The sequence below is a fragment of the Alloscardovia criceti DSM 17774 genome, from assembly GCF_000376885.1.
GTDB lineage: Bacteria > Actinomycetota > Actinomycetes > Actinomycetales > Bifidobacteriaceae > Alloscardovia > Alloscardovia criceti.
On sequence record NZ_AQXR01000011.1, the window covers coordinates 190,019 to 203,541 of the forward strand.

Sequence of the window (13,523 nt, forward strand, 5' to 3'; positions counted from 1 at the left end):
AATTAAAGGACAATATATGAGAACTATAGGTTTTATTGGTTTTGGAAATATGGCCACCGCAATCGTGGATGGTTGGCGTCACGCAGGCGTTGCACAGGATGACAAAATCGTGGCCAGTGCAGCCCATTACGATTCGTTAGTAGAAAAGGCGCAATTACGTGGGGTAGAGGCGCTGCATTCGTCTGAAGAAGTGGTTAAGCTTTCCAACATTATTATCGTTGCTGTGAAGCCGTATCAAATTGAGTCCATTTTCTCTGAGTTTGTCGATTCTATTGACTGGTCGGATAAGCTCGTTATTTCTCTTGCGGCAGGAAAGCTGAACGCCTTCTGGGATGAGCTTTTGCCAGAAAATTCTCATCATATTTCTACCATTCCTAATACGCCTATTGCCGTTGCACAGGGCATCGTGGTGGCGGAGTCCACGCATTCGTTAAATAATGCGCAGGTCGAAGAATTTAGTGGTCTATTCAACCCTATCGCCACCGTGGAATTCGTGGATTCGGATCATCTGTCCGTGGCTGGAACGCTTGCGGGATGTGGCCCTGCTTATGCAGCCATGTTTATGGAGGCCTTAGCGGATGCCGGCGTGAAGTATGGGCTTACCCGCCCAACTGCGTATCGTCTGGCGGCAGCCATGATTCAGGGTACGGGCGCATTGCAGCTTGAAACAGGTCTTGCTCCGGCTCAGATGAAGGATGCCGTTTCTTCTCCTGGTGGCACCACCATTCGTGGCGTGGCTGCACTGGAGCAAACAGGCTTCCGTGGTAGCGTTATTAGTGCAATTGATGCAGTTGAGGGCTCTCGCTAGGATTACAGATTATGGCATTGACTATTGGTATTGTTGGCTTACCAAACGTAGGTAAGTCCACACTTTTTAACGCATTGACTCGAAACAATGTGCTCGCAGAAAACTATCCCTTCGCAACTATCGAACCAAACACAGGTATCGTTCCACTTCCAGATAAGCGTTTGGCGGCTCTTGCGCCTATCGTAAATACGACCAAACTTGTGCCGGCAACCGTCACTTTCGTGGATATTGCTGGAATTGTCAAGGGTGCTTCTCAGGGTGAAGGCTTGGGCAATCAGTTCTTGGCAAATATCCGCGAGGCGGATGCAATTTGCGAGGTCACCCGCGTATTTAGCGATGACGACATCGTGCACGTGAACGGTAAAGTCGATCCAACGGACGATATCGAAACCATCAATACCGAGTTGATTCTTGCCGATTTACAGACCATCGAAAACGCAATTCCACGTTTGGAAAAGGATTTGCGCGGCAAGAAGATTAAGCCAGAGTACTTGGATGAGGTGAAGAAGGCTCAGGCGGTTCTTGAGGAGGGCTTGACGATTGATCAGGCGTCTAAGGCTGGTCGTGTGGATCCGGCTGAGATTCGCGAACTCCAGCTGCTTACTGCTAAGCCTTTTATTTATGTGTTTAACATGGATGATGCTGAGCTGACCGATGATGCGTTGAAAGCAAAACTTACCGATATGGTGGCTCCTGCCCAGGCCATCTTCCTCAATGCACAGTTCGAATCCGATTTGACCGAGCTGGACGAGGAAGATGCGCGTGAAATGCTGACAGAGGCAGGACTCGAAGAGTCTGGTTTGGATCAGCTAGCACGTGTAGGCTTTGATACCTTGGGCTTGCAGACCTATCTCACGGCTGGTGAGAAGGAAGTGCGCGCATGGACCATCCACAAGGGTTGGACAGCTCCACAGGCTGCAGGCGTTATTCACTCTGACTTTGAACGCGGCTTTATTAAGGCTGAAATTGTTTCCTTCGATGACCTCGTTGAGGCAGGATCCTATGCCAAGGTGAAGGAAGAAGGTAAGCTTCGCCTTGAGGGCAAGGACTACGTGATGCAGGATGGCGACGTGGTCGAGTTTAAGTTCAATGTGTAGGATTTACTCAAGAGCTTAAACCATATGAAAGATGGCTTGCTGGCAGATGCTGGCAGGCCATCTTTGTTCTAGTGATGTACTAATCCGTGTGAGAAAACTCATATTTGCTGTACATTTAAGGAGTTTTCTGGAGGATATTTGTGCTTTTCATCAATTCTTCACCTAAAATGATTTATGTATGACCAAACACGCTCGCCGTGCACGTCTTTCTAAGAAAGGGAAGAGGATGACCATACGGAGTATGAGAAGAAGGCTCGTTGCATTTATTTCCGCATTAATGCTTATTGCAGGTACTGTTTTTACAGTGTCTGGTTTCGCATTTGCAGATGATTCTTCCGCAACGTCTGATAGCAATGTTGAACTTGCATTAAATTATATAAAGCAACTGAATGACGAAGTTCGTGGTGTTCAGCGCGATGCTTTGACGGAGCAGCAGATTGCGGATGCCAACGGTTATCAAGTTGCAAACATTCAGGTAGGTACTGGAACTGGCAAGGTTCTTGATCCTCTCCAGGTCAATTCCGATTTGATGAAGTGGGCTCAGACACGAGCGGATGAGCTTGCTGGATTAGGCCGATTGGATGCTCACGCTAATATGTTCAATGGCGTGCCTGACTGGGCGTATATGTTGAATAGCAAGGGTGAAAAAATCTCAAATATGTTCCAAAATACAGGTTATAAGGGCGGAACATATATCTTTGGGCCAGAGAACTTAGCTAATGCATCAGCAAAGAGCGCGTTCGATCCAGTTATGAGTTGGTATAGAGAGCTCAAAACGGGAGAACAAGGCTATGGTCATTACCTTGCAGAAATCTCTCAATTTGCAAATGTTGCTGGTTTTGGTGTTGCGCAAGATTCCAAAGGTGCATATTACGGGGTACTTGAACTCGCCTACGACGATGGTAGCGACGGCCACGGCACCACCCAAACAGTGGATGATGCACTCGCAGCTCTCAAGAATGATTCACCAATCTCCAGCGTGGCATCACCTGATGCAGTTTCCGTCTCTGCGGGCGAAGATCCAACCAGCAAGCTTCCTTCTACTGTGAGCGCAACCTTGGAAGACGGCACTACCAAAGACGTAGCTGTTTCATGGGCTAGCGTAAAGGCAGAGGACTATAACAAGGCAAACTCTTCGTTCACAGTTCATGGAACGATCTCCGGCTATGATGCTGGCGTAGACATCACCGTGAACGTAGGTGCTGCCACTGCCAAGTCCGCCGCAAATCCAACAACACCTGTTTCTACTCTTGAGGGCACAGCTCCAGATTTGAGCGACATCAAGTCCACCGTGACATGGTCTGATGGCACAACTTCAGAAGAACCAATCACCTGGAGCATGCCAGAAGCCAGCGAATTCAAGACCCCAGGGCCAGTTCCTGTAAAGGGAACCGTAACCGTTGACGGACAGCCCTTCGAAGTTTCTATCAATGTATCAATCACAGCCCGTGCTATCACCTCTGTGACATTGTCTGGCAATGAAGTAACGGTAGAGTCTGGCGCAAATCCACAGTCTGAATTGGATAAGATTACTGCTGAGGCAACTTGGAATGACGGCACGACTTCTACTGAGAAGATTACATGGGCTCCTGTAAGCGCAGCAGACTACTCCAGCCGTACCGCTAAGGATGTGTCTGTGCAGGGCACCATTGCCGGTTATGCGCAGAATATTACCGCTACCGTGCATGTTAAGGCTGCAAGCATTACGAAGGTCCACGATACTGAGGCCATCACCGTACCAGTGCGTAGCAAGGTAACTCTGCCAGAAACTGTACTCGTGGACTACTCCAACGGTGAGAGCAAGGTTTCTGCTCCAGTGACATGGAGCGGCGATGTGGATGCAAACACGATCGGCGATTACACGTTGACAGGTACAGTTGAAGGCACAGATTTGACAACCATTCTGACCGTACATGTGGTCGAAGCCACAATCACTTCCGTGAGCAATCCTGCCGGCGTAACCGCAAAGTCCGGCGATACAGAAGCTGATTTGACCTTGCCAGAAAAGGTAACCGCCACACTGTCTAACAGTGAAACGGCTCAGGTTCCCGTAGCTTGGGATACGCTGACAGATGCGCAGAAGGCTACCCTCAAGTCACGCCAGGGCGGCACCATCACTCTCAACGGTACCGTCTCCGGCACAGACCAGAAGCCAGTCCTCACCATTACAGTAGCTGCTGCCACTGCCACATCCGTTGTCTTGAATGAGAACGGCGATACAGCAGTTTCCGTGAAAACTAAAAATGGCACAGCTCCTGAGCTTCCAAAGACCGCATATGTGACGTGGTCCAACGGTGAGGCCACCGAGGAAGAAATTACTTGGGGCGATATCACGAAGGATGATTATTCCAAGATTGAAGGTGGTAGCTTCGAAGTATTGGGCACTGTGGCAGCTCTTCCAAATACGCAGCTAAAGGCAACTGTGTCGTACGATGCGGCAGAGCCTGTGGAAGTGCTCAATCCTAGCATCCACATCACGGTTACCGTTGGTCAAACACCTGAGCTTCCAAACACGGTAACTGTAAAGTGGAGTAATGGTGTAGAGACCGAAGAAAACGTGCAGTGGGCTTCTTACGACAAGACCTTGCTTGATAAGCCAGGTAAGTTCACCGTTTCCGGCATCGTTACCGTCGTCAAGCCAAAAACAGTGGCAAAGTCTCAGCCAGTCGTGCGCATGGCGCGTTTGTTCCGTGTAGCAGCCGCTGCTAATGAGGAAAACAATGAAGAGAGCACCGGAGACAATACTACTGAAGCACACACCTACCTTGTCAGTGCAGAGATCACAGTAAATGCAGCTCCAGCTCCTGCTGAGCCACAAACTCCAAAACCCGCAGAAGCTGACGATGACACCAAGGGTGGCGAAACCCTCGTCAGCACTTCTGGTGACGGCAAGCAGGTATCTTCCGAGCTTGCTCGCACAGGCGCAGCAACCGTAGGTGTGGCAGTTGCGGCAGCAACTCTCCTGTATCTTGGCGCTGCATTTTTCCTTACATCGCGTAAGAAGCAGGAAGAATAAATAAATAAACCACGGGTAAGAAGTCAGGCTGAAAAACCAGTGCTCACTAAGCCGTTGTACAAGCGCTGTATAAGCTCTGATGAATGAAACTGCTCCATGGTGACGGACTATGACCAAAGTTCCTTCACGATGGAGCAGTTTTCTATTTTTATCTGATGCTTGTCGTTGTTTCCGTGATGAGGAATCGCACCCACATTGAGATTTCCAGCGAAATTCTCGTGAAAATTCCTCTCGAAACTCACGAAATTTCAACCTCATAATTTTTCCGCAACATTTCGAGTACAATGAAAAATTAGGTGCACATTTCGTATAGTTTTGGTCCTAAAATCGTGCGAGTGACGAAAGCACTGGTGTTATTCGTTCAATCGCGGAGGTATCTGTGTCTTTAGGAACTGTTGTAGTTCATTATCATATGGCACAGCCGAATTATTCTGATCGCAGTGTATGGATGTGGCAAGATGGGCAGGAAGGTGAGAACTTCAAGCTCGTCGATCAAGATTCCTTTGGATGCTATACGTCCGTATCAGTGCAAGTGGGCAGTTCGACGGAAACGCATGAGTTTACAAATTTCCTCGTACGCAATGCGGATTTTTCCTACAAAACGTGCGAATACCGCGTTCAGCTGCGCAACGACGGCGACGACACTCATGTGTGGCTGGTCGAAGGCGATAATACCTTGTACTACTCGTGGCAAGCAGCGATAGCCAGCGCTGGCTATGCCCAGCGCGATCCGCATGCCTACGATATGGCCATCCACAGCGAACTTTTCGACAAGCGCTGGGGGTATTCCGGCTGGCTAGGCTACCGCTATAGTCAAGAATTTACCGAATTTAGGCTGTGGGCACCAACCGCTCAGAAGGTGGATTTAGTTCTCTATACGGATATTTCCAATAGTTCGCCCATTAAACGCTCTATCCCCATGCTGCGCGGAACGGTTCATGATGAGGAGGATCACAGCAAAAATACGCATGGCGTGTGGTTCCTCAGACTCAACGGCGATATTAATGGCACTGTGTACGCCTTTGCGGTCCATCACAAAAATGGACAAGTTAAATATTCGGTCGACCCCTATGCGCGTGCAATTATTGGCGATGGTGCAAGGTCGGTGGTCCTCAGCCCACATGCCTTGAGCCCAGATGGTTTTACCGTAAAACACGGCGAAGAAGCGTTTTGGCGTACGGATAATCCATCGTCATCGGTGGTGTGTGAAATGCACATCCGCGATTTTACGATTTCCCACACCTCAGGCGTACCGCGTCAATTACGTGGCACGTACAAGGGCGCCTGTACTTCCGGTACAACCAATACCTACGGGTCTTCCACGGGCATCGATTATATTCAAGATCAAGGCTATAGTTATATCCAACTCCAGCCCGTAGCCGATTATCATAAATTCTATAATTCTTCCGGAGAGCAGCGCTATAACTGGGGCTACGATCCTCAGAATTACAACGTGCCGGAGCCGAGCTACTCTTCAAACCCCAATAACCCCGTTACGCCCATTCATGAGCTCAAGCGTATGATTCAGAAGTACCACGAGCGTGGCATTGGCGTCATATTGGATGTGGTCTACAATCACACCTACTCGAGCCTTACGCACTCTTTCCAACTGACTGTGCCGGATTATTACTATCGCATGAATCCGGACGGCTCCTTCGCGGATGGTTCAGGTTGCGGCAATGAGACGGCCAGTGAGAAAGAGATGTGTCGCAAGTACATTATCGATTCCGTGATGTACTGGGCGAGCGAATACGGCGTCGACGGTTTCCGCTTCGATTTGATGGGCCTGCACGATGTGGATACCATGAATGCACTACGCGCACGACTGGATGAGCTCGATCCACACATTCTCATGTACGGCGAGGGCTGGGATATGGGCGTCCATATCGCGGCCGACAAGAAGGCGAAAAAGGACAACGCCGCCCTCACGCCGCGCATCGGATATTTCAACGACACCGTGCGCGATGGTGTCAAGGGTGCAGAAGTATACGGCTATATCAAGGGCGGTTTTGTCTCCAATGAAGCCGGGGAGGGCATCATCGCCAAAGGATTGCTGGGTAGCTCTGAACTGACCAGCTTCACGAGCCCACACCAGGTGGTCAATTACATCGAGGCGCATGACAATTACAATCTCAACGATCTGCTCAACCGTCTCCAGCCTGAGGATGAGGAACTGACGCATATCCAACGTGTCGAGCTCGCCAACGGACTCAACTTGGTCATGCAAGGCATGTGTTTTATGCAAATTGGACAAGAATTCCTGCGCACAAAACTTCGCTCATCCAGCGGTGATGGGGAAATTACGTTGGGTGACCGCCTGCGAGCTATGAATAGTTATAATGCGCCAGACTCTGTCAACCGTGTGAATTGGGATAATGTTACCACCTACATCGACACCGTATCCTTTGTGCGCCGCTTAATTGAATTGAAAACCTCGGGCGATATGTTTTCTTTTGACAATTACGACGATGTTCGCGAGCACGTTTTCGTCTGGTCGGCCCTGGAAAATTCAGGCATTATCGGCTTTGATATCAGCACGGATGCCAAGAAGTATCGCATCGTTGCTACCACGCAGGATATTCCAGTCAACAACGTCCTCTCCGATTTTCCGAATGCACATGTTTTAGTGTCGAATAATTCACTCAACGGCGATAAGGACAAAATGATAGACGCCTATTCGTTGGTTATCTTCGAGCAATTGGATTAAAAAGCACACATTTTTCTTCACATTCTCTTCAAAAAGATTTGACATAAAATGTGTCACATATCACAGGAAATTGCAAAATTTCTGCGAATTTTACGTCTTAAAATGTGACTTTAATCACACTAAATTTAGTATTATCTTCGTGCCCTTGCGTTTCTACAGGTACACTGAAATTAAGAGAATTAAAGACAGGTGTGCGTTATGAAGAGCAAAGAAGCATTAAGGACGTTTGGCACGGGAGAGAACTTTCATGCCCAGCACTACTTTGGTTTCCACAAAGGGAAAGCCAAGGGTGAGGAGGGGTATGTCTTCCGCGTGTGGGCTCCTCATGCTCAAGCCGTGGCTCTGATTGGTGACTTCACAAACTGGCAAGAATCTCCTATCGAAATGGAATGCAATGAAGCCGGCGTATGGGAAGTATTTTCGACTACGCCTCAGGTTGGACAACGTTACAAGTATCTCGTCACCCGTGCAGACGGCTCTCGCATCGAAAAAATCGATCCATTCGCGTTCTATCTCGAACCTCGTCCGGGCACAGCTGCCATCATCACCGATTTTCCAGATAAGAAATGGAAAGATGGACTGTGGCTCGGCCGACGCAAGCGTTTTGGTTTTAGAAATCGTCCTGTCAATATTTATGAGGTCCATGCAGGCTCATGGAAGATGCATGAAGACGGCACGCCATACCAGTTCCCAGATTTAACGAAGGAATTAATTCCTTATCTGGTGAAAATGCACTATACGCATGTGGAATTTATGCCGCTGATGGCTCATCCGCTGGGTCAGAGTTGGGGATATCAGCTCATGGGATACTTCGCTTTTGAGCATTCCTATGGCACTCCGCGTGATTTCCAAGACTTCGTAGAAGAATGCCATAAAAACAATATTGGCGTCATCGTGGACTGGGTCCCAGGCCACTTTACCGTTAATGATGATGCTTTGGCATTTTATGATGGCACGCCTACCTTCGAATACGAAGATCCAGACCGTGCACACAATCGCGGTTGGGGAGCACTGAACTTTGATTTGGGGAAAAATCAGGTGCAGTCCTTCCTGATTTCCAGCATTAAATTCTGGATTGACTACTATCATTTGGACGGCATTCGCGTAGATGCGGTCAGCAATATGATTTACCGCAATTACGATATTGGTCCATGGACGCCTAATAAGGATGGTGGTACGCGCGATTACGAGGGCTACTACTTCCTGCAAAAAATGAACGCCGTCATCAAGGGTTATCATCCGGATGTCATGCTCATCGCCGAGGAAAGTTCGAGCGATACCAAGGTAACCGGTCCTATTGAGTACGAAGCACTGGGCTTTGATTACAAGTGGAATATGGGTTGGATGAATGACACCTTGAAGTTCTTCGAGGAAGACCCGATTTATCGCAAGTTTGATTTCAACCTCATCACGTTCAGCTTCATGTACATGTTTGCGGAAAACTTTATCCTGCCATTCTCACATGACGAGGTGGTGCACGGTAAGAAAAGTCTCATGCATAAAATGTGGGGCGATAGGTACAACCAATTCGCCGGCTTGCGCACCTTACTGACCTACCAAATCTGCCACCCGGGCAAGAAACTCCTCTTTATGGGCAGTGAATTTGGACAGTTCCTCGAGTGGAAATATGATGATCAGCTCGTATGGTCAAATCTCGATGACGAGCTGAACGCACAAATGCAGCACTTTACCGCCACACTCAACGAATTCTATAAGGAGAATTCTCCTCTGTGGAAGATTGACGATGCATATGACGGTATTGAAATTATTGACGCAGACAATACCAATGAAAGCATTCTGTCCTTTATTCGTAAGAATAAGAAGGGCGAGTTCTTAGTTTGCGTGTTTAATTTCGCGCCAGTAGAAAGGCGAAACTTCACTATTGGAGTGCCTGTAGCTGGCGAGTATGAAGAGTTGTGGAACACGGAATTGGGCGAGTTTGGCGGGGTGTGGAAAACCACAAACCCGGACACCCATTCTGAGCCAGGTTCGTGGAAAACATACCACAGTACGCTCAGCTTTACTGCTCCTGCCTTAGGTGCAAGCATTTGGAAGCTCAAACGCAAGGATTCAAAGGTTAAAAAGAGTAAAAAAGAGCAAAAAGGTACAAAAGTAAACAAGAAATCGGCTAAAAAAGCTGAGAAAAAATAAGAGAAGAAAGAGAAAGCGCGAGGGCGTCCATGAAGAACGAACTATTAGCGTTAATCTTAGCGGGGGGTCAAGGCTCACGCCTCGGCAAATTAACGCAGAGCATTGCAAAGCCAGCTGTACAATTTGGCGGTCGTTATCGCATCATCGATTTCGCATTATCCAACTGCGCAAATTCTGGTGTGAGCAACGTAGGTGTTATCACACAGTACCAGCCATTGGCTTTGAACGAGCATATTGGTAACGGTGCAAGCTGGGGACTCAACGGTGTAAATACAGGCGTATCCATCTTGCAGCCTTATTCTGCAACGGAAGGAAACCGCTGGTTCCAAGGCACAAGTCACGCGGTGTACCAAAATATCGCCTATATCGATCGCATCAATCCAGAATACGTGCTCATCCTTTCGGGTGATCACATCTACAAGATGGATTATGACGATATGCTGCGTCAGCATAAGGAAAATGATGCTTCCCTGACCGTAGCTGTCATCGATGTGCCACTGGAAGAGGCCTCACGTTTCGGCATTATGAATACGGATTCTAATGGCCGTATCGTGGAGTTCGAGGAAAAACCAGAGCATCCAAAGTCCACTAAGGCCTCCATGGGTATTTACATCTTCACGTGGGCGCGTTTGCGTGAGTTGCTTGTCAATGCGGACAAGAATGGCGTGGATATGTTTGACTTTGGTCAAGATGTCATTCCCGCCTATCTCAAAGCCGATGAACGTGTGTACACTTACAGTTTTAATGGCTACTGGAAAGACGTGGGCACGATTGACTCGCTATGGGAAGCCAATATGGAGTACATTGGCGAAAATAATGTGCTCAACAGCCGGGATCGATCGTGGAAGATTTACTCGAAGAATCTGATTTCTCCTCCACACTTTATTGATTCGCAGGCGGTGGTTAAAGATTCCCTTGTGGTCGATGGATGCTTTGTGAGCGGGGAAGTGCGGCATTCGATACTTTCCACCAATGTGCAAGTCAAAAACGGGGCAGTCATAGAAGATTCCTTCGTGATGAGTGGCGCGATAATTGGCCAAGGCGCTCATATTAAGCGGGCCATCATAGGCGAGAATGCCGTAATCGGTGACGATGTAGTCATAGATGGAACAGATGAAATCCAAATTGTTGGATACAACGAGGTTGTAGGAGTTTCCGATGAAGCTTGATAAATATAATGCAATTCTGGGTAATACAATCGGCTATCCAGATATGGAGGGCTTGACCGCTAAGCGCCCAATGGCCAGTCTTCCTTTTGATGGCAAATATCGTCTCGTCGATTTCCAGCTCTCCAGCCTAGCCAATGCGGGTATCCGTAGCGTGTATGGCATTTTCCAACGCGACAATATCAGCTCTATCTTCGATCACGTGCGTAGCGGTCGCGAATGGGGTTTGGATACCTTGCTTAGCCACTGGTATTTGGGCTTCTATAACACCAAATATGGCGAGCTGACCACGGATCAGGATTATTACGAACAGCTGCTGAGATATTTGAAGCGCTCTGGTAGCGATCGTACCGTTTATATGGGCTGCGATATTTTGTGCAATATCGATTTAGAGCAAGTCATCCACTTGTCGGAGATTAACGACAGTACGATTACCGTGGTTTATAAGCGTTTGCCAACGGATATGATTACCGAGGCCAATGAAGTTCTGGAGATTTCAGAAGATGATCACGTCATCGGTGAGAAGGTCTTGGACAATACGGAAGATTATTACAATATGTCTGCCGAAATTTACGTGGTGAAAACAGACTGGCTTATCGAACGCATGGAAGAGGAAAAGCATGCGGAAAAGCCTCGTAAGCTGCGCTTCTTACTCCGTAGTCTTTTGGTCGATAACAACGCTCTCGCGTTCGGATATACGGGATATTTGTCCAATATTTCCTCCGTCAAATCCTATTTCGATGCCAATATGGATATGCTCGAACCGGTGAATTTCTACTCCTTGCTGTACTCCAACCAAAAGGTGTATACCAAGGTGAAGAACGAGGAAGCCACGTATTTCTCCAATGATTGTGAAACGCATGATTCCCAGTTTGCTTCGGGCAGCATTATTAAGGGCAAAGTTAATCGTTCGATTATTTCTCGAAATTGCTATGTCGATGAGCATGCCAGCGTCTGCCACACCATCGCCTTCTCCAAGGTGAAGATTGGCGAAGGTGCCCAGGTGGATTATGCCATCTTGGATAAGAACGTAGAAGTTGCGCCAGGTGTGAGAATTCAGGGTACGCCGGACGCACCTGTGGTTATCGTTAAAGGAACGAAGGTAGAAGGAGATATTATCCGATGAAAGTCTTGTTTGTAGCCGCAGAAGGTTCGCCCTTTATCAAAGTGGGTGGGCTGGGCGACGTCATCGGAGCTCTCCCTAAAACCATTGCCGCCAAAGGACATGAGGTGGCAGTGGTTCTGCCATATTATGACGAAATCGACAGAAAATTTGGCGACCAGATGGTCGATGTCACCAATTTTTACACCCATGTGGGCTGGCGCCACGAGTATGTGGGCGTAAAACGCTACGTACTCGATGGCGTAACCTTCTACTTCATCGATAGCCAGCATTACTTCTTCCGTGGCCACGTTTACGGCGCTATGGACGATGGAGAGCGTTACGCATACTTCCAGCTGGCGGCCATCGAAATGATGGAGAAGGTCGGTTTCATCCCAGACATTGTGCATGTAAATGACTATCACACAGCGATGATTCCGTTCCTGCTCAAGGAAAAGTATCGCTGGATTGAGGCGTATCGTGGCATTCACACGGTTTTAACCATTCATAATCTGCAATTCCAGGGTATTTTCGATCCAGGTACGCTCAGCGATTTCTTCGGTGTGGGTATGGAGAGATATGTGGATGGCACCGTGCGTTGGGATAATGCGCTGAATTGGCTGAAGGCTGGTATTTTGTACGCTGACCGGGTGACGACGGTTTCGCCGAGCTATGCTCAGGAAATTATGACACCTGAATTTGGTCAGAATCTCGACCAGGTGTTGCGCATGGAGTCTGGCAAACTCGTGGGCATCACCAATGGCATTGACACGGAGCTTTTCGATCCACGTACGGATAAGCATGTGCCGCATCCCTTTGATGCAGACGATATGGCAGGAAAAATGCTCAATAAAGCTGCTCTGCAAGAGCGCGTGGGGCTGCCTGTTCATAGCGATATCCCGTTATTCGGTATCGTGTCCAGACTGACGGATCAAAAGGGTTTTGGCCTCGTGGTCAGTCAGTTGGATGCGCTCGTCCATCAGAATCTGCAAATCGTCATTTTAGGCACAGGAAATCCTGAATACGAGCACGCCTTCTCCTGGTTTGCGCAAGTATACCCAGACAAGGTGAGCGCAAATATCACTTTCAATCTCGAGCTGGCCCAGCAAATTTACGCAGGCACTGATGGCTTCCTCATGCCTAGTGCGTTTGAGCCGTGCGGATTGTCGCAAATGATGGCGATGCGCTATGGAAGCATCCCTATTGTGCATGAGGTGGGCGGTTTGAAGGATACCGTGGAACCATACAATGTTTTCGAAAATACGGGCACCGGGTTTGGCTTCAAAGAATTTAATGGGTACTGGTTTACTCAGACAGTTCTGGGAGCTGTAGATATGTTTACCAATCATCCAAAGGAGTATAAGCAGCTTCAAAAACGTGCAATGTTAACCGATTTTTCCTGGCAGTCAGCAAGCCAGAAATATGAGAATTTATACAATAACCTGCTGAATTCTTAAGTGTACAAACTTGATTCTG

The 13,523-nt window shown here is 48.2% G+C and carries 8 protein-coding genes; all 8 read left to right on the forward strand.

Features of this window, described 5'->3' with window-relative positions:
• The first annotated feature begins 16 nt into the window (after positions 1-16).
• The 8 genes from proC to glgA all read left to right on the forward strand — a co-directional run bounded on the left by proC (position 17) and on the right by glgA (position 13,504).
• Entirely contained in the window at positions 17-808 is a 792-nt protein-coding gene (proC, locus tag D570_RS0106210) for a pyrroline-5-carboxylate reductase (RefSeq protein WP_018143528.1), read from the forward strand.
• Positions 809-819: 11 nt separating this feature from the next.
• On the forward strand, positions 820-1,905 hold the full coding sequence (gene ychF / locus D570_RS0106215) for a redox-regulated ATPase YchF (protein WP_018143529.1): 1,086 nt from the start codon (positions 820-822) through the stop codon (positions 1,903-1,905).
• A 241-nt stretch (positions 1,906-2,146) separates the two neighbouring features.
• Positions 2,147-4,921: an Ig-like domain-containing protein gene (locus D570_RS0106220; RefSeq protein ID WP_169331235.1), complete on the forward strand. Its 2,775-nt coding sequence runs from the start codon at positions 2,147-2,149 to the stop codon at positions 4,919-4,921.
• A 379-nt stretch (positions 4,922-5,300) separates the two neighbouring features.
• Complete coding sequence (gene pulA, locus D570_RS0106230) at positions 5,301-7,628, forward strand: type I pullulanase (protein WP_306718442.1); 2,328 nt, start codon at positions 5,301-5,303, stop codon at positions 7,626-7,628.
• Positions 7,629-7,826: 198 nt separating this feature from the next.
• The gene (gene glgB, locus D570_RS08665; RefSeq protein ID WP_018143532.1) at positions 7,827-9,779 is read left to right on the forward strand and encodes a 1,4-alpha-glucan branching protein GlgB; all 1,953 of its coding nucleotides are present in this window, start codon (positions 7,827-7,829) and stop codon (positions 9,777-9,779) included.
• A gap of 29 nt (positions 9,780-9,808) precedes the next feature.
• Positions 9,809-10,948, forward strand: coding sequence for a glucose-1-phosphate adenylyltransferase (locus D570_RS0106240; RefSeq protein ID WP_018143533.1), 1,140 nt, complete (start codon positions 9,809-9,811; stop codon positions 10,946-10,948).
• Positions 10,938-12,071 carry a glucose-1-phosphate adenylyltransferase subunit GlgD gene (gene glgD, locus D570_RS0106245; protein ID WP_018143534.1) on the forward strand — a complete coding sequence of 378 codons (1,134 nt, stop codon included), beginning with the start codon at positions 10,938-10,940 and terminating at the stop codon, positions 12,069-12,071. Before D570_RS0106240 ends, glgD begins: the two co-directional genes overlap by 11 nt.
• The gene (gene glgA / locus D570_RS0106250) at positions 12,068-13,504 is read left to right on the forward strand and encodes a glycogen synthase GlgA (RefSeq protein WP_018143535.1); all 1,437 of its coding nucleotides are present in this window, start codon (positions 12,068-12,070) and stop codon (positions 13,502-13,504) included. Before glgD ends, glgA begins: the two co-directional genes overlap by 4 nt.
• Positions 13,505-13,523: the final 19 nt, after the last annotated feature.

What these genes read in the sequence shown, in the direction of transcription:
- proC (WP_018143528.1), top strand. Translation starts at nt 17, where the DNA reads ATGAGAACTATAGGTTTTATTGGTTTTGGAAATATGGCCACCGCAATC.
- ychF (WP_018143529.1), top strand. Translation starts at nt 820, where the DNA reads ATGGCATTGACTATTGGTATTGTTGGCTTACCAAACGTAGGTAAGTCC.
- D570_RS0106220 (WP_169331235.1), top strand. Translation starts at nt 2,147, where the DNA reads ATGAGAAGAAGGCTCGTTGCATTTATTTCCGCATTAATGCTTATTGCA.
- glgB (WP_018143532.1), top strand. Translation starts at nt 7,827, where the DNA reads ATGAAGAGCAAAGAAGCATTAAGGACGTTTGGCACGGGAGAGAACTTT.
- D570_RS0106240 (WP_018143533.1), top strand. Translation starts at nt 9,809, where the DNA reads ATGAAGAACGAACTATTAGCGTTAATCTTAGCGGGGGGTCAAGGCTCA.
- glgD (WP_018143534.1), top strand. Translation starts at nt 10,938, where the DNA reads ATGAAGCTTGATAAATATAATGCAATTCTGGGTAATACAATCGGCTAT.
- glgA (WP_018143535.1), top strand. Translation starts at nt 12,068, where the DNA reads ATGAAAGTCTTGTTTGTAGCCGCAGAAGGTTCGCCCTTTATCAAAGTG.